At 34.6% G+C, this 17,614-nt stretch carries 16 protein-coding genes; 2 read left to right on the forward strand and 14 right to left on the reverse strand.

The features are described 5' to 3' along the window. The first annotated feature begins 81 nt into the window (after positions 1-81). Positions 82-1,272, forward strand: coding sequence for an FtsW/RodA/SpoVE family cell cycle protein (locus tag ACNHOZ_RS22480; RefSeq protein ID WP_048018614.1), 1,191 nt, complete (start codon positions 82-84; stop codon positions 1,270-1,272). Positions 1,273-1,500: 228 nt separating this feature from the next. On the opposite strand, the gene ACNHOZ_RS22485 is transcribed toward ACNHOZ_RS22480, so the two are convergent. Further along, complete coding sequence (locus ACNHOZ_RS22485) at positions 1,501-2,412, reverse strand: C40 family peptidase (protein ID WP_048018613.1); 912 nt, start codon at positions 2,410-2,412, stop codon at positions 1,501-1,503. Positions 2,413-2,723: 311 nt separating this feature from the next. Here ACNHOZ_RS22485 and ACNHOZ_RS22490 point away from each other — a divergent pair, with 311 nt between their 5' ends. Further along, positions 2,724-3,221: a DUF2062 domain-containing protein gene (locus tag ACNHOZ_RS22490; RefSeq protein ID WP_048018612.1), complete on the forward strand. Its 498-nt coding sequence runs from the start codon at positions 2,724-2,726 to the stop codon at positions 3,219-3,221. 421 nt (positions 3,222-3,642) lie between these two features. Here the strand turns inward: ACNHOZ_RS22490 and ACNHOZ_RS22495 are convergent, their stop codons facing one another. The 13 genes from ACNHOZ_RS22495 to ACNHOZ_RS22555 all read right to left on the reverse strand — a co-directional run bounded on the left by ACNHOZ_RS22495 (position 3,643) and on the right by ACNHOZ_RS22555 (position 17,154). Further along, the gene (locus ACNHOZ_RS22495) at positions 3,643-4,026 is read right to left on the reverse strand and encodes a YkvA family protein (RefSeq protein ID WP_048018611.1); all 384 of its coding nucleotides are present in this window, start codon (positions 4,024-4,026) and stop codon (positions 3,643-3,645) included. A gap of 164 nt (positions 4,027-4,190) precedes the next feature. Then, on the reverse strand, positions 4,191-4,628 hold the full coding sequence (locus tag ACNHOZ_RS22500) for an NUDIX hydrolase (protein WP_048018610.1): 438 nt from the start codon (positions 4,626-4,628) through the stop codon (positions 4,191-4,193). 284 nt (positions 4,629-4,912) lie between these two features. Then, entirely contained in the window at positions 4,913-5,377 is a 465-nt protein-coding gene (gene rpiB / locus ACNHOZ_RS22505) for a ribose 5-phosphate isomerase B (protein WP_048018609.1), read from the reverse strand. Positions 5,378-5,450: 73 nt separating this feature from the next. Further along, positions 5,451-5,585, reverse strand: a complete 135-nt coding sequence (locus ACNHOZ_RS22510; RefSeq protein ID WP_155404437.1) for a GapA-binding peptide SR1P — start codon at positions 5,583-5,585, stop codon at positions 5,451-5,453. Positions 5,586-5,699: 114 nt separating this feature from the next. Continuing rightward, positions 5,700-6,656, reverse strand: a complete 957-nt coding sequence (gene pfkA, locus ACNHOZ_RS22515; RefSeq protein ID WP_048018608.1) for a 6-phosphofructokinase — start codon at positions 6,654-6,656, stop codon at positions 5,700-5,702. A gap of 105 nt (positions 6,657-6,761) precedes the next feature. Next, positions 6,762-8,093: an MFS transporter gene (locus tag ACNHOZ_RS22520; protein ID WP_048018607.1), complete on the reverse strand. Its 1,332-nt coding sequence runs from the start codon at positions 8,091-8,093 to the stop codon at positions 6,762-6,764. 684 nt (positions 8,094-8,777) lie between these two features. Beyond that, complete coding sequence (locus ACNHOZ_RS22525; RefSeq protein WP_034265132.1) at positions 8,778-9,488, reverse strand: FadR/GntR family transcriptional regulator; 711 nt, start codon at positions 9,486-9,488, stop codon at positions 8,778-8,780. A 208-nt stretch (positions 9,489-9,696) separates the two neighbouring features. Next, positions 9,697-10,455 (reverse strand): SDR family NAD(P)-dependent oxidoreductase, encoded by a 759-nt coding sequence (locus ACNHOZ_RS22530; RefSeq protein WP_034265135.1) that lies wholly within the window; start codon positions 10,453-10,455, stop codon positions 9,697-9,699. A 49-nt stretch (positions 10,456-10,504) separates the two neighbouring features. Then, positions 10,505-11,452: a transketolase family protein gene (locus tag ACNHOZ_RS22535; protein ID WP_048018606.1), complete on the reverse strand. Its 948-nt coding sequence runs from the start codon at positions 11,450-11,452 to the stop codon at positions 10,505-10,507. After that, positions 11,452-12,303, reverse strand: a complete 852-nt coding sequence (locus ACNHOZ_RS22540; protein WP_048018605.1) for a transketolase — start codon at positions 12,301-12,303, stop codon at positions 11,452-11,454. The genes ACNHOZ_RS22535 and ACNHOZ_RS22540 overlap by 1 nt, the downstream gene beginning before the upstream one ends. 297 nt (positions 12,304-12,600) lie before the next feature. Then, positions 12,601-13,947, reverse strand: coding sequence for an MFS transporter (locus ACNHOZ_RS22545; protein ID WP_048018604.1), 1,347 nt, complete (start codon positions 13,945-13,947; stop codon positions 12,601-12,603). 16 nt (positions 13,948-13,963) lie between these two features. Continuing rightward, positions 13,964-14,548: a TetR/AcrR family transcriptional regulator gene (locus ACNHOZ_RS22550; protein WP_048018603.1), complete on the reverse strand. Its 585-nt coding sequence runs from the start codon at positions 14,546-14,548 to the stop codon at positions 13,964-13,966. 92 nt (positions 14,549-14,640) lie between these two features. Further along, complete coding sequence (locus tag ACNHOZ_RS22555; protein WP_048018602.1) at positions 14,641-17,154, reverse strand: PEP/pyruvate-binding domain-containing protein; 2,514 nt, start codon at positions 17,152-17,154, stop codon at positions 14,641-14,643. Positions 17,155-17,614 lie beyond the last annotated feature (460 nt).

Consider the following 17,614-nt stretch of genomic DNA (forward strand, 5'->3'; position numbering starts at 1 on the left):
AGTATTGAAATATATGTGTATTTTTTTATTTTCTCTCTTGTATATAGCCGTTATTAGGTGGTTTTTTTAGGAGGAGTTTTTATGTTCAAAAAAATTCTAAAGTGTTACGATTACAAATTTATTGCTGCGTTAGTTGTTTTAAGCCTAATCGGTTTAATTATGGTTTACAGTGCCAGCATGGTAACAGCGATTAGTCGTTATGGTGTATCTGGGGATTATTTTTATAAAAAACAAAAGCTTGCTCTTATAGCAGGCTTTATCATATTCACATTAGCGGCTATCGTTCCGTATAAAATTTATCAGGAAAAAGCAGTATTAAAAATTTTATTAGGTGTCGCTGTTGCACTCCTTATTTTAGTTTTAGCTTTTGGACATACAGCAGGTAATGCACAAAGTTGGTTTAAAATTGGGCCTATTGCTATTCAGCCGTTAGAAATAACAAAATTAACGCTCATTATCTATTTAGCTGCTGTTTTTGCAAACAAACAAGAGTATATCAATGATTTAAAAAGGTCGATTCTTCCACCTATGCTGGTTGTGCTTTTTATTTGTTTTTTAATTATTTTGCAGCCTGATTATGGCGGAGCCTTGCTTATTTTAGGAACAGTTGCAGCTATTGTGTTATGTTCAGGCATTTCAAAAAAATCCATTTTAAAAATTAGTTTATTAGGCGTAATTGGAACACTTGTTATGTTAGCCGTTTTATTAGTAACCGGAAACATGGACCTTTTGTTTTCTCCGGGGCGTTTAGCTCGTTTTACTGGATTCTTACATCCTTTTGAAAATCAACAAGGCGATGGATATCAACTTGTTAATTCCTATGTAGCTATAGGAAATGGAGGAATATTGGGTATGGGGCTGGGCCAAGGCATTCAAAAAACGGGCTACTTGCCTGAATCACATACGGATTTTATTATGGCCATTATCGCAGAAGAGCTGGGATTTTGGGGTGTACTTCTTGTATTAGGGCTACTGTTTTTTATTATTTTTAAAGGATTAAAAACAGCTATTAAGTGTCGTGATCCTTTTGGAGCACTGTTAGCTATTGGTATTTCCGTTATGATGGCTGTTCAAGTATTTGTAAACCTTGGAGCTGTCACGGGTCTTCTTCCTATTACCGGGGTCACCCTCCCTTTTATAAGCTTTGGAGGTTCTTCGCTTACATTGTTAATGCTTGCTGCAGGAATACTTACCAATGTTTCGATGTTTAACACATACACTCAAACATATAAAAGCCAGTCAGTGGAACAAGCTTATATAAGGAATGTTTAACATTTGAATCGCTAAGTGGTGTATGTTAGCTATTGTGGTTGTTATTAACAAGCTTTTACAGAAGACACATATCTCTAATTCTTTCAAGCAAGCTCAACCTTCATATTAACACCACTGCTCGCTGCTATAATAAAAAGTCCTGACTATATATCAGGACTTTTTACTTTATTTACATAAATAATAATCAAGCAGCTGCTTAGAATTGCTGTGTTTTTTACTAGTAATCTATTAGAGGATAGATTTACTTCCTAAATAACGAGGTGCCCAGTAAGAATTGCTTAACGATGCAATAGTTACACCAGTTGAACTTCCAGCATGAATAAACTGCCCGTTTCCAATATAAATTCCAGCGTGTGAAGGACCTCCAGTAGTATCGAAGAATACAATATCTCCAATATTCGGAGTAGATGTACTTTTTCCTGACTGATACAAGGTGGCTACTGTTCGCGGTACAGTTACTCCACCTCCATTTTTAAATACATAATAAATGAAACCACTGCAATCGAAACCATTTGGAGAAGTTCCGCCCCAAACATATGGCACCCCTATGAATTTTTTAGAATAAGCCACAATATCACTAGCTGTCGCTTGCGTTGAACTATTAACAGTTGAAGAACCAGTGGCGCTAGTAGATGCGTTATTTAAGGCATTTAAAGTAGCTGGACCTACTATTCCATCCACAGCTAAGCCATGATCCCGTTGGAAATCCATAACGGCAGTTTGAGTAATTGTGCCAAAATAGCCTGTTGGTGTGGCGTTAAAGTAACCTTTTTCCTTTAACAGCTGCTGTACTTTTTCAACTTCATTACTAGTCATTCCATATTTCAGAAGTGTACTGCTTGTAACCGCACTTGTTGAATTAGCTATTAACGCTTGATATGTATTAGGTCCCACCATTCCATCAGCGGTTAAACTATGAGAACGCTGAAAGCTTAGAACTGAATCTTTTGTAATTGAACCAAAATAGCCAGTCGAAGTAGCTGAAAATATACCCTTCTGTCTTAAAACATCCTGTAATTCTTTTACGTCTGGATCTGTCATACCTTCTTTTAATAGCTTGTCCCCTAAAGCTGCATGGCTTATTGTTGGTAAAACAATCAATGATGAGCATAAAGCTAATGAAGAAATTATCTTTTTCACTAAGTATATCCCCCGATGTTATATTTTTCTTGTTCTTGACTATAAAATTTTAGCAGGGAGAAATAGAAAAGAAACAACCTATTTGTGAATTTTTTGTGACAACTCTAAAAATCACTTGATTTATTAGGAGGTAATTATTTGTTTTGTCATATAAAGTATAAATATACTTATAATGGTTAAAGTTACTATTCTTTGACCTTACTGCTTTACGTATATACCGCTAAATCTTTCATACAATAAAGCACCTTTTTATAATTGTGAACATAAAAAAGAAAAATAGAGGCTGCATGGTAAAGGATAGGGGGAATAATGTGAGCAAAATAGCGGGTTTGAAGCGCCGATTTAAATACTTACTTATTAAACTATTACGATTAAAAGATCATTCACATAAAGTTGCGCTAGGTTTTAGTCTAGGTTCTGTTGTGAACTTTGTTCCTACCTTTGGATTTGGCCTTATACTATCCGTAGGTTTAGCTAAATTATGTAAAGGAAACAGCATAGCAGGACTCATTGGTGGAATGTTTTTTATGTGGGCCTTTCCGTTGATGTTTTACTTGAATACAGTAGTTGGAGGATATATATTCCCAATCGATCTTGATCAAACTTTACTTCAGAATACAGATGAAGATTTAGATAATCGACTAGAACTAGGAGCAAAAATAGGAAAGAATTTTTTATTAGGTATGATTCTTAATAGCTTCTTATTTGGAAGTATACTCTATATTGCTAGCTACTATATTATAAATCAGTACAGAGGCTTTCTCTTACACTACATCTCTAAAAAGTGGATAGTAAAAAAACCGTACTAAACAAATGGATTATTAGCTTGATTTCAACCTTTATTTCTAATTGTAAATCAATCTAATTTATATAAAAAAACCATTAACCTGAACATTTCTTCAAAAGGCATAGATATAACTTAGCCCATAATTGATACCTATGGTTATCAATTATGGGCTAAGATACAACCTTTGTGTCTGCTTTAAGATGCATATGGAGGAAATAAGGATCTGCTCTTACCCCTTTATTGAAGATAATACAGTCTGTTTCACCCATTTTTTTTGATTTCTTTGATCGATTATCCATTGATACAAACTTTGTATACCTAGTATCAAAGAGATGATGCCCCCGCTAACTGCAAGGATTAATGCAAAATATTCTACAGGTACCATTTTGTATCATAACGCTCAATAGTAAACCTAATATATTTTTTTCTTTGTAAGAGTACATTCAGTTTAAAAACTTAAAAACAGTAAAACAGCTCCACGTAAAAATAAGTATCCATACTATGATAATAATTGAACCCACAACCCAATTTTTAGGTTTTTCATTTTGAATGAGCTCTTCTGCTTTTATTGTGCAGTCCTCTATTACATTTTTAGGTATCATCTTTAAAGCAAGCATAATTCCTAAAGGAACAATGATTATATCGTCAATATAGCCTAAAACCGGTATAAAATCAGGAATTAAATCGATTGGACTGAAGGCATATGCAACCACACAAGCAGTAAATACTTTGGTATACCAAGATACTCGTTCATCTTTATAAGCTAAGTATAAGATAAATAGCTGCTTTTTTAACTTTTTAGCCCACAGCTTTAGTTGATTAAGCATGTTTCCTATTCTCCTTTTAGTAGGTTTTTTAAATAAGTATATCAGGAGATGGATACTTTTATTTTGCAACTCAATAAAACATTACATTTATCATTAATCCGGCAAGAATTTGGCTTAGCGATACTATTTTTAACTTTCCTAGTATCTTATTAGTAAATCTAAAGCTATACGAATAACTGATTAATGCAGTCATCTTGATTTGCAGCTAGTTTAGGAACAGCTCCAACAGGAACCCAATAATAGGAAAAGATTAATCCTGCATCTTCCCCTTCAGAATTCACCTTATATTCCCACTGTTCTGCCGTTTCTTTTTGAACTTCTAAATGAAAAACATGTCGTTCATGATATTGATTTTTACCTTCATGATGATAAACATATGTTTTCAATTTTGTGACGGATAAAAACTCCATTAATCCAGATTCTTCTTTGACCTCCCTATATAAAGCTTCTTCAATTGTTTCTCCTTCTTCTACAGTACCGGCTGGAACTTGAACTCCTGCTTCTGGATAATCTCTATGTTCGCAAACTAGTAACTCTGTATAGGGATCATTGAATCTAGTTATGTAAGCCATAACTTTTGTTATCATCGTTTTACCCTGCATGCTTGCTTCCTCCTATATATAGATACTAATCGTGCAAATTTCTTCATCAGCAAACAAACTTCTTTAGCTCTCAAGAATAAATCAGGCATATTTTATTACATCCATTTTAATTGCAAAAGAACTAGTCTCAGTGTTGTCATAATAAGCTGCTTTTACGGAAGGTTAACTGGTATGGGAATTGGAATAGTTAGTTTTGCTATTCTGATAAGATCTGTAATCATCATATCAGTAAGTGAAGTAATAAGAAAAGGCAAGAATCAGATTGATTCTTGCCTTTTCTGTCTTTATTTTCTTTCAAGAGAAGGTTCTGATCCATTTTCGTATTCTGTAATTTTACAGATGCGATTTTCATGACGCCCCCCAACAAATTGAGTTGATAACCACGTCTTCGCGATTTCGCGGGCTAAACCTAGCCCAATTACTCGTTCCCCCATGGCTAAAATGTTCGTATCGTTGTGTTCACGTGTCATCTTAGCTGAAAAAACGTCATGAACGAGTGCGCAACGAATTCCTTTTACTTTGTTAGCGGCAATACTCATCCCAATCCCTGTACCGCAGATTAAAATTCCAAAATCGGCTTCTCCATTCGCTATTCTTTTGGCAACTGGAATCGCATAGTCCGGATAATCGACTGAACTGCTGCATTTGCAGCCTAAATCTTCATATAATATGGACATTTCATCTAGCAGATTGACAATCTCTTTACGAATGTTTATTCCGCCATGATCTGAAGCAATTATAACTTTCATAAGATTACTCTCCTCATTCATCTATAGTCTTAATTAAAATTCTAATGATTTTTGAGTCTCTTTTCCTGATACGTTATTTCCTAGAACAATCCTCAGAACACTTCCCGTACCATGTTTTAACCCCTTCAGAGTTGTCTGCATTCTCAATAACTTTCCCACATACTTGACAAACGATAGTTCCCTGTTTTACATTAACCTGCTTATTCATAGCTATTTCCTCCTTTTTATTAGAAAAATTCGTTTGTATTCAAATACATTTCTTTAAAGACAAATTCGTTTTATCTTTAGTTTGATAAACCATTGTATGATAGAAAAGATGTGCTTAAGCTAGAATGGTATCCAGTAAGCTGTATTTATCATCATTACTAGATAACTTCGAATGAACTTTTTCAATATCTACATTGATTAAGTCATTTTCTTTAATTCCTACAGCCCTACCAGAATACCCTTTAAGTAATAGTTCTACTGCTGTAATCCCCATTTTACTTGCTAAGATACGATCAAATGCGGATGGCTGCCCTCCTCTTTGGATGAAACCTAATATACTCGTCCTTACGCTGATATCTAATTGATCCTCAACATATTTTTTCAGGTCTTGAATATCGTATATGTTTTCAGTAATTAGAATTAGGTTATCTTTTTTGCCACTTTTAATTTTCTTGTTCAGCTTGGAACATATCTCTTCAAAACTTAATTTTCTTTCCGGTGTCGAGATAATTTCTCCAGCTCCCGCTAAAGCAGAGTACAGGGCTAAATCTCCGCAATATCTCCCCATAACTTCTACAATCGTAGTCTTTTCATGAGATAAATCTGTATCCTTAATTTTACCGAGACATTCTAATATCGTATTTAATGTAGTATCAAATCCAAGTGAATAATCTGTGTAAGATAAATCATTATCAATCGTTGCCGGTATACCAATGACATTTACACCTAACTGATGTAATTTTTGTGTTCCTTTAAAAGAGCCTTCACCGCCGATTACTACTAAATGATTAATTCCATAATCTTTTAATATACTTAAAGCTTTTATTCTCCCCGACTCTTTCGTAAATTCTGGGCACCGGGAGGTTTTTAAAAATGTCCCTCCTTTATCCGCAATATAGTCTACGTCCGTAGAGGTTAATCTATAAAGTTTACCTTCTATTAAACCTTGGTAACCACCCTCGATTCCCATTACATCCATGTTGTGATAATCAGCTGTTTTTACTACTGCTCGAATAGCAGCATTCATTCCTGGAGCGTCTCCGCCACTTGTTAAAACTCCTAGCTTCATCATTGCCATACACCCCTGTTATTCTTATCCATGTAAGAAAGTTGACCGACAGTCTTAGAAACTAATTGCCGGCCACTTCTAGTACTACACATTTCTTTCAAATAAGAATCAACTAGTTTTTTCTAATCGATCGACTGTGTTTTTTTTAATAGCTCTTCCTGACTGTTTTAGTAAAAAGGCTACGATAAAGGACGCTACAAACATGCTAATACCTAAAAATGTCATACTAGCATTAAAAGATCCTGTTAGATCTTTAATGTATCCCACAATATACGGTCCGAAGAAACCGCCTAGATTACCAATACTATTGATAAGAGCAATAGCACCTGCAGCAGCAGCTTCTGTTAAGAAAGATGGTGGAATTGCCCAAAACGGAGAATATGCTCCGAACGCTCCGCAAAGACTGATCGTCAAGAATACAAACGATAAAACAATGTTCGTATTTGCAACGTAGCTACTGATAATTAATGACACGCCACTTGTTACTAAGCAAGCAACTACGTGAAAACGTCTTTCATTTTTTTTGTCAGAGTGGTTACTAACCAACATCATGGTTACCATTGCACAAACATACATTAACCCTAAAATCCAGCCCATCGCATGTGTACTAAGAGAAGTCGTTTTAGATAAACCTTCTGAAATAGTCGGTAAAAACATGACGATGCCATAGTAGCCAACCATCCAGAAAAAGTATCCTAGGGATAAGGTTAATACGTCACGATCTTTTAAGGCCTGAGCAAATGTATAGTGTTTGGCTTCCTGTTTTTCTAACTTCTCTTTTGTTGTAACGTCGATTAACCATTTCTTCTCCTCGTTCGTCAGCCATTTGACATCCTCAAGCTTATCGTCAAGATAGAAGAAACATATCACACCTAAGATCAAAGCTGGAATCGCTTCCAAAACGAAAAGCCATTGCCATCCAGCCATGTTTAACCAGTCAATGCCTAATAAGTAAGTAGAGAGAGGAGATCCTATTGCATTAGCACCAGGGATCGCAATCATAAATCCGGCAATTGCTTTTGCATGATGTTTTGTTTGATAAAAACCACTTAGATAAAAGACCATACAAGGATAAAAGCTAGCTTCAGCAACTCCTAAAAGAAATCTTGCTGTATAAAACTGCCATGGTGTTTGGATAAAAGCCATTAAAATAGCAATAACTGCCCACGTAATCATGATTCTACTAATCCATCTTCTAGCCCCGACCTTCGTCATCATAGCACTGCCAGGTACCTCTAAAAGGAAATAGCCAAGAAAGAAAATTCCTGCTCCTAATCCAAAAACAGCATTAGAAAAACCTAAATCTTCATTCATTTGTAATGCAGCAAACCCAATATTTACTCGGTCAAGTATAGATATGGTAAAACATAAAAATAGAAATGGAATGAGCCTCAACGTTACTTTTTTGGTAGTTGAACGTTCTAAGTTAATTGAATCCAAAATAATTCCTCCCCTGGGTTATCATCTTTCTCCTCTTCGTGTTCTTTGGTCTTTGACCCGAGTATTTACCCTAGGCTAATTGACAGAAAGAATTAGTGGTTGATATAAAAGATGATTAATCTATTTCTAAGTCTAAGTAAATCTAGCTCCTACTTCTGTAATCCCTTTCATATGGAGATGTAAAAAATGAAAAAGCGAAGTATCCCCTGTATTATTTATCATTTAAAAAAGTAAGAACTATTAGAAAATATCGTACAACAAAACCTTACTAGCGATATAAAAGCATTATAAATCTACTTTCTATACTAATAATCCAAAATATTTGTAATGCACAGTAACGATAAAAACGCTTACATTTTTGAGCCCCTCTGCTAATCTTTTCAAAAAATATCAAGCTTAAAAATAATGAATTTTAAGATTCACATTACCTCCGTTTTATTAATTTAGCTACTTGTATACTAAGTTACCTTATATAAACAGTGTACTTACATACCTAACAATTGTCAATATAATTATTAAATTAAACATTTTCTGAATTTTATTAGAAGAGAAGAAGAATGCGTATTTTGACATTATAGAAAAGTGCTTGCTTTATGCGGTTTTTTTAACACAAAAAAGGCAGCTGCACTTTAGCTGCCTTTTAACTTCATATTTAATATGCTTTTGATAGAAAGTCAGTTGGAATTAGGCTTTCCAATAACGATCATATAAATTTCGCATGTGAAAATTCATAATTCTCACAGCTTCTTCTTCATTATGCTGTTCAATTGCATTAATAAGTAATTTATGCTCATTAAAATTAACTTCTCTATAGTCAGGTTTCGTTACTGTTCGATCTCTTATAAACTTCCACATTTCCTGCTGCTTCATTGCATTGCTGATAGCTGCCATAATGCTAATAAATAAATCATTATGCGAGGCCTTGGCTATGCCGTTATGTAGGGCTTCATCCGTTTCTGGTACATACACGCCTGCGTTCGTTTCTTCCTCCATCTTATTAATTGTTGCACGCAGTTCCTTAATGTCTTCTTCTGTAGCTCTCAAAGCTGCAAAGCGTACAATAAGAGGTTCTATGTTCATTCTTGCTTCAACAATGTCTTCAGGGGAGGCAGATTCCATCAAAAATGTGGATTGAGAATTTTCAGCTTCTGTTTGAAATTCTTTAACGTATACACCTTCTCCTTGACGAGAATAAATAAAACCGTTCAATTCTAGTGCGCTAAGGGCTTGTCTAACAGGCACTCGACTTACACCGAATTGTTCACACAGCTCCCTTTCAGCAGGGAGTTTATCTCCGACTTGGAACGCGCCAGATTGAATTTCAGAAAGAATTTGATTATAAATTTGAATATATAATTTATTATTGGAAACTGGATTAAAACTAATGGAAATCACTTCTCTCTATAATTATTAACTCATTTTATTCATAATTAAGTAGACATAATTATTATATACTGTTCTATTTTTAGGGGCAACAAGCCTAGCATCTTCTAACAAAAAAATCCTTATTTATGTAGTGAGTTTTTCATTTTGCTAATGATTTTATCAATAAACAGCTATACAGGCATACCATAATGGCATGCCTGTATAACGAACTTGAATATTAATCCATATGTGAGCCACCGTTTATATCAATTTCTTCTCCTGTAATATACGAAGCTTCTTCTGAAGCTAAAAAGGCAATTGTAGCCGCGATTTCTTTCACTTCACCTGGTCTACCCATAGGAATACTATCAATCACAGACTTTGCATCTTCTTCAGGAAGAGACTTCCAAATCTCTGTATTAACGAGTCCAGGAGCTACACAGTTAACCGTAATGCCATCTAAAGCTACCTCGCGCGCTAAGTTTTTTGAAAAACCTAATACTGCTGCCTTAGATGCCGAATAGTGAGGTCCCCCAAACACTCCTCCACCTCTTTTAGCCGAAACAGAAGACAGGCTTATAATTCGACCATACTTTTGATCTTTCATTGTTTCTAATACTGCTTGCGTACATAGAAACAACCCAAACATATTGACGTTAAACACTTTTGTAATGTCTTCAAGCGTCATATCTTGAACGGTAACCTTTTGAGAAATCCCTGCATTATTAATTAAAATATCAATTCTGCCGAATTCTTCAAGTGTTTGTTTAACCATCGCATCGCAAGAATCCTTACTTGTTACATTTAGCTCTATTCCCAAGGCTTTACCACCGGCTTCTTTTATTTCGTTGACTGTATCCTGTACACCATCAAAATTGATATCTGCTATAACAACAGCCGCTCCTTGCTCTGCAAGTGTCAGGGCGATTGTACGTCCAATTCCTTTTTTGGAACCGCTACCAGTAATAATTGCTACTCTCTCTTTTAAATCAAACATATTATATTTCCCCCATCTTGTTAGCTTCTTCTATTTAATTTAGTTAGTCTTAAATCAGTTCTTTAGCTGTTTTGATAATATTTTCTACAGTAATTCCATTTAACTCTAATAGTTTTTCATAAGGCGCAGATTGCCCAAATTGATCCTGTACACCAATTCTTCGAACTGTACCTTTTCCTTCTTCCGCAACTACTTCACATACGGCACTGCCAAGGCCATTTAAAATATTGTGATCTTCAACCGTAATGATTTTTCCAATATTTAAGCAGTCAACCACTGCTTCTCGATCTAAAGGCTTAATCGTATGCATGTCTAGTAATTTCACAGATATGCCTTGTTTCTCTAATTCTTTCGTTGCCTCTAAAGCGAGTCGTACTGTATCGCCGTTAGCAATAATAGCGATATCGCTTCCCTCTTTAATTTTCTTGGCTTTTCCAATTGTAAACTCTTCATTTTCATCGTAAATCATGGGAACCGTATCGCGAGTAAAACGAAGATATACAGGTCCGTATATTTTCGCAGCTTGTTCTACTAGCTTTCTAGTAGAATAATAGTCAGCTCCCATAATGACAGTCATATTTGGAACCGATCTTAATACACCCATATCTTCTATAGCCTGATGACTTCCGCCATCGTTAGCTGGCGTTAGACCACCGTGTGAACAAGCAATCTTTACATTTAAGTTAGGGTAGCAGACTTCTTGTCTAATTTGTTCAAGCATTCTTAACGAACCAAAAACCGCGTAAGTGCTTACAAAAGGAATTTTACCAGTCGTAGCAAGTCCAGCTGCTAACCCAGCTGCATTTTGCTCTGCAATACCGACATTAATATGCTGGTCGGGTAATTGTTTGATAAAGTTTACTGTTTTACACGACTTTGCAATATCGACATCAATGACATAAATATTTTTATTTTCTTTCCCTAATTTTACGATTTCATCTCCAAAGGCTTCTCTCGTAGCTTTTTTTACTGTAAGATCTTTTTCTAGTATGCTCATTATCTTAAACCTCCTGCTACTTCTTCCATTGCTTGATGATATTGTTCTTCATTAGGAGCAACTCCGTGCCAATCAGCTACATCCTCCATGAACGAAACTCCTTTACCTTTTACCGTGTCACAGATGATACATTTTGGTCTTCCATTCTTCGCTACTCTTACTTCATCCAATGTTTCTACAATCTCTTCCATGGAGTGTCCATTAATTCGCTTTGTTTCAAAACCAAACGCATCAAATTTTTTCTCTAAATCTTGTAATGGCATAATTTCATCACAAAATCCATCAATTTGAAGTCTGTTATTATCTACAAATACAATTAAATTATCTAATTGGTACTTAACTGCTGTTTGAGCAGCTTCCCAAATTTGTCCTTCTTGACATTCTCCGTCTCCTACTAAAGAAAAAACTCGGTAGTCTTTAAAATCTCGTTTCCCTGCAATTGCCATGCCTACGCCACACGAAAGTCCTTGTCCTAGTGAGCCTGTTGAAATATCAATACCTTTACACTTTTTCATATCTGGATGCCCTTGAAACGGAGAACCGTATTCTCTTAGCGTGTATATCGTTTCATAGGGAACGAATCCTCGTAAAGCTAAAGCGGAATATTGAATGGGACAAACGTGACCTTTAGAAAGAACAAATCTATCACGATCTTCCCAGTTCGGATTGTGCGGATCAACATTCATTTCTTTGAAATAAAGCGCTACCATAATATCAGCTGCAGAAAGTGAACCTCCTGGATGGCCAGATTGTGCTCCATAAATCATTGTAAGAGCTGTTTTTCTTAATTGAATGGCTTTTCCTTTTAATTCTTCAATACTAATTTCTTTCATTTTAGTCACCTCATTAATTTATGACTTGCTGTTTTCTAAACGATATATCCATTAACATATAATTTAGTACACTTAGGTAACTTGTATACTAAGTAGCTTTGTGACTTAAGTGTACATCTGAAATGCGAGTTCGTCAATAACAAGATTGAATTATTAGAATTTTTTTATTTGAAACAAGTCAGTTTGTAAATTCGTGTGTTGTTTTTTCTAAGGTTTTTAAGCAAAAAAAGTACTGCTCCTATTTTAGAAGCAGTACTTTTTTTATTGATTAATTAGTAAATCGCATATATAACCAAAAGCTTTATCAAAAAACAACTATGCTTTTGCACTGGAATTATTGCTGCTTATCATGTCTTGGCTACCAGATTTAATGTTTTTAGCTACTAGTATACCTACTACCCCCGATAACCCTAAAATAATGAAGATGGAGTTGTAGCTTGTAACAAGAGCAATAAGCGTGGACGAAATAATACTTCCGAAATAACGAAACGTTGAATAAATGCCAGAGGCTGTACCAGATTGCTCTTTGCTTACCGAGTCTAGCGAGGCAACCTGCATGCTTGTTAAACCTATTCCGGTCGAAAAACCTCCAATAATTAAAGCCACTATGAGAAAAAGAATAGATCCAACGTTCTCTAAAGATAGAAAAAGAATAGTAGAGACAATGATCATAGCAAAAGAAAAGCCAATCACTTTTTTAGAACTAAACTTATTGTTTAACAATCCTCCTATCCAGCCGCTTAAAGACATTGAAATCGAAAAAACCGATAAAACAATACCCGTTTGTGCTGTAGATAAGTGAAATTGAGCCTTCATTAACAGCGGCATAATTAATAAAATCACATACATAACAAAATTGCTAAGCATAATAGACAAATTAGCGCTTGTAAAGGTGGCATTTTTAAACAAAGAAAAATTGATAATCGGGTTTTCTGCCGTATTTTCTCTTTTGATAAACAAGAATGAAGATAAAACAAATACTAATCCCATTATTAAAGCCTTAGTAATTTCCATACCGTGTGTTAATAAAATCAATAAGGAAATACTAATGGCTAAATAGATGGAACCTTGAATATCTAAAGTACTTGCTTGTTTTTTTACATTAGATTTAGGAATCATAACTATGCCACTGATTAAAGCTAAGAAAAGAAAAGGCACATTCACCCAGAATATAGCTTCCAAGTTGAAGTTTTCAAGCAATACAGACCCTAGCAATGGTCCAATTGCAGCACCCAATCCCATTCCCATTCCAAATACACCTAAAATTTTAGGAAGCCGCTCTTTTGGCACTACATATCTAATGATGGCTATCGTGTTAGGGGTGAGTAAAGCTCCTCCTACTGCCTGCAGTGATCGAAAAATAATAAGGGAAATGAGATTAGTTGAAAATATACATCCTAAAGATGCTATAAGAAAGAACACTACGCCCCATAAATAGATATTTCTGTTTCCGTACAAATCTCCTAGCTTTCCAGCGATAGGCTGAGTAACAGCCATTACAATCAAATAAATAGTTACTACCCACGAAATATTTGCAAGTGGTTCATTAAAATGAGCTGATATAGTTGATAGAGCAACGGCAATCATGGTTGAATTAATTGGTACAAGAAATGTCCCAATTAGCAATGAAATAATCAAGATAAGCTCTTTATGTTTACCCAAACATTAATGCCTCCTTTTAGTGGAGAGAAATTCCCTTTATAAACGTGTTTATACTGTTTTTTATCATATCTTGATAATCCGCATGTAAGGCTTTGTCTCCAAAATTTAGTTTATACATAAAATATCCCCAATACGTACTTAGGAAAATCTCTGCTTGTGTGCAGCAATCTAATTCTTTGATAGATCCTTTCCTTTGCATTTCTTCAAAGTATTCTTTTAATATTTTTTTCGTATCATTAATTTTTTTTATAATTTCCTCGTGCGCCTGTGAGAAAATTAAAGGGTCTTTTAAAGCAATTGAAATCATGTCTCGGTTATTATCAAAGTCTTTTAGTAACAGGTAACCGAAATTCGTCAAATCTTTTTCAAGCTCCCATTCAATTGATTTATCAAAAATCTCAAGTGAAAAGCTTGTTGTTTTGACAATAGCTTGAATAATGCCTTCTTTATTGCCAAAGTGGCGAAAAACCGTCAATTCATTAACGCCAGCTTGTTCTGCAATTTCTTTAGTGGTAGTACCTTTATAGCCTTTTTCTTTAAGCAGTTCTATTGTAGCTTTTGTTATCTTCTTTTTTGTTCCATCTTTTTTCATGTTAATCATCCTTTATGCTTCCTGAATGTAAGTATTTACTTTCCATTAGGCAGTATATAAAGGAAAAAGAGCTGTTGTCAAATAGAAGCGAAGAGAATCACTTAGTCATTTAAAAGCGTGACAATTCCATTCGTACCATCGACCATAACCATATCGCCATCTTTTAGCTTATCCGTACTTATTTTCGTACCAACTACTGCAGGAATTTCATATTCACGTGCAATTATTGCCGAGTGAGAAAGAATACCTCCAGCGTCGGTGATAACAGCCCCCGCAGTTTGAAATAAAGTAGTCCAAAGTGGAGTAGTGGTCTTACATACTAAAACGTCCCCTTTTTCTAACTTGTAAAATTCCTTTGTGTTTGAAATAACTTTTACTTTTCCGGTATAGATTCCTGAAGAAGAGGCTAATCCTTTGATAGAATGTTCGCTGTTCGCGTCATCTTCCTCAATAGCTCCCATATATTTCTCAGCTTCTTTCAGCTGAGCTGCTTCAGGGACGCCGAAGTATCTAGGTAAATTAGACGTTTGCTCATGTTCTGCGTGTTCTTTTTTCCGTTTCTCGATTAATTTTGTCATGTCTGCTGGATTTTCTAAAAGAGACTCTAGCTCATCAAGATATAAGAAGAAAATATCTTCTTCCACTAGAAAAACGTGATGATGTACTAGTAAATTACCTAGGTTAAGTAGGAACAAACGAGCTTTTGCATCCAGCATTGCATCGATATAAAAATGATGGTCATCTCTTATAACGGATGCATTTAATGCCCACTGATAGTATTTTTTAAACTCTTCTTTGTGTTTGCTATCCGCTATCTGTTCCAGGAATTCATTATAGTTCTGTTCACGTTTCTTGACCGTCTGTTTGAAATTCTCATCAAAGTTGTAATTGTTATTAACATATCCTTGAATAATCGATAATGCGTGAAGAGGATTCTCTAGCCAAGTTTCTCCTACAAAATCATGACTTACAACGTTTCGATATCCATACTGTTTTAGAAAAGTATCTACTTCAGCCATAAAGCTTTTTGCTGCTTTATTTCCCTCTAATTTCTTTAATAAAGTTTCTGTGCATTCTTCTTGAAAAATTTCAGTAAGTTCACTATCTCTTTTCACTGTTAAAGCAAGTCTAGAAAGCTGTTGATCTGTTTCCAACGATTTGTTCATTTTTCCGGTCAATAGCTCATAAACATCATGTCCGGATTTTTTATTTGTAAGGTTTTTATAGTACTCTTCAACTATAGTATTTAAAGACATTTGAGGCATAACAATATCAAAATGCAGATCATATGCCGTTTTATAAAAATCAGCTAAACTTTGAAGAATCTCTTTTCCTCTCTGAAGGGTTAGACTTTCATAGGTAAAACTATTTAATTTGTTATAGTAAGGCAAGAATTGTTCCGTAATCATTTGATTCATTCGTTTTGTTAGGATTGGATAAATACTTTCCATCAATTCTTTATTTTCTTGGAATCTTTTATTAGAATCTCCTTTAAAAGGCTCCATTTTTGTATAGATATGACCTTTATAAAGTTTTAAATTAAGTCTATTAAACATAAACTTTAATTTTTTAAAACTAGCAGCTGTTCCTTCAGAAAATGCCGGAATAATAAATGAAGCGTACAGAGGACTAACAGCATGAGAAAAACTTGTGTCATTTAAAATCCAAAACTCTTCCATATCGTCGAAACTTAAAGATATATCTTTTTGGAAAGGAGTTAATTCTTTGGCCTCTGTTAATGTGGTAATAGCTCTTGCCTGTAATAGATATACTTGATTGTCTTGAACCCCAAACTCTACGTCTACGGGATGTTGGTAAAGAGCTTCTACTTCTTTTGTTATTTCGGCCAATTCAATGATTTTCTCGTCTGTTAAACAAAACCTTTGCTGCTCATCTTCCGTTGTTTCGATTTCTTCAACGCCTTCAGCAAGTGGAATTATCTTTACTTCCTTTAGCCCTTTTTCTTTCTCTATTTTAAAAGTTTGTTTATTAACTAGGTAAACATCAGGTGTTACTAAGCCCGATACAATGGCTTCTCCTAATCCATAGCTGGCATTAATCATCATTTCTTTTGTATTATGATTGACAGGATTTTGACTGAATATCACTCCCGATACTTCGGACTGAATTAACCCTTGAACAACAACTGCTATTGAAATTTCATCAAAATTAGCATACATATTTTGAGTATATTGTTCGACTCTTTCAGTAAAAAATGAGGCCCAGCACGCTTTCACTTTACTCAAAAAATCCTCGGTGCTTTTCACATTAAGATAGGTTTCATACTGGCCAGCAAAAGATGCACCTTCTAAATCTTCAGCACTAGATGATGAACGAACAGCTACCGATGTATAAGAGCACTTTAGGTTTCGAAATGCCTCTATGAGATCTGATTCAATTTCAATAGGAATTTCCCCGTGTAAAATTCTCTCGTGTATATTATCCGTTTGACGATCAATCCCGTTCCATTCGATATATCGCTTTAAAGCTTCCGTTTGAATAACAAACCCATCTGGAATCGGTAAATTTTTTCTTTTCATTTTTATAAGGTTTAAAGCTTTTGCTCCAACTCGTTCATTCGCCTCGTCCACCTTTTGAAAACTTAAGCTATACATTAAAAATATTCATCCTCCCACAAACTAATTTTAAAAATGTAAGTAATTACTTACTTTATATTTATTTTAATTCTTTTAAATTTTTATGGTCAATAAAAAATGGTAAAATATTTAAAAAATACATATTTAGTTGTGCTTTATTTTAATTTCACTTAAATAATATTCCTCTTTTTTATTACATTTTTTAACTTTTATTAGTCTTTTTTATTATAAAGTCTAAATAGTTAACCAATTAAAAAGTTACTAAAAGAAATGCAAAAAACCCCATCTAAATTAAGATGGAGGTTTTCCTCTTTTACAGCTGGGTTAACCATTATCTCTGAGTGCTTACAAGCTTCCACTGGCTGAGTGACAATTTTATCTTATATCCTCTAATATATAAGTGAGCGCTATCAGATTTACGAATCATATGTGAAGTCATAATCCAAACTCTCCCTTCTTATAAAACTATTTTGGAAAT

The sequence above is a fragment of the Priestia sp. D51 genome (assembly GCF_053345675.1).

Bases quoted from the DNA above. Each gene is read 5' to 3' on its own strand.
- ACNHOZ_RS22500 (WP_048018610.1), bottom strand. From the start codon at position 4,628: ATGCAGGGTAAAACGATGATAACAAAAGTTATGGCTTACATAACTAGA.
- ACNHOZ_RS22510 (WP_155404437.1), bottom strand. From the start codon at position 5,585: ATGAATAAGCAGGTTAATGTAAAACAGGGAACTATCGTTTGTCAAGTA.
- ACNHOZ_RS22530 (WP_034265135.1), bottom strand. From the start codon at position 10,455: ATGTTTGATTTAAAAGAGAGAGTAGCAATTATTACTGGTAGCGGTTCC.
- ACNHOZ_RS22555 (WP_048018602.1), bottom strand. From the start codon at position 17,154: ATGTATAGCTTAAGTTTTCAAAAGGTGGACGAGGCGAATGAACGAGTT.
- ACNHOZ_RS22550 (WP_048018603.1), bottom strand. From the start codon at position 14,548: ATGATTAACATGAAAAAAGATGGAACAAAAAAGAAGATAACAAAAGCT.
- ACNHOZ_RS22495 (WP_048018611.1), bottom strand. From the start codon at position 4,026: ATGCTTAATCAACTAAAGCTGTGGGCTAAAAAGTTAAAAAAGCAGCTA.
- ACNHOZ_RS22535 (WP_048018606.1), bottom strand. From the start codon at position 11,452: ATGAGCATACTAGAAAAAGATCTTACAGTAAAAAAAGCTACGAGAGAA.
- pfkA (WP_048018608.1), bottom strand. From the start codon at position 6,656: ATGATGAAGCTAGGAGTTTTAACAAGTGGCGGAGACGCTCCAGGAATG.
- ACNHOZ_RS22480 (WP_048018614.1), top strand. From the start codon at position 82: ATGTTCAAAAAAATTCTAAAGTGTTACGATTACAAATTTATTGCTGCG.
- rpiB (WP_048018609.1), bottom strand. From the start codon at position 5,377: ATGAAAGTTATAATTGCTTCAGATCATGGCGGAATAAACATTCGTAAA.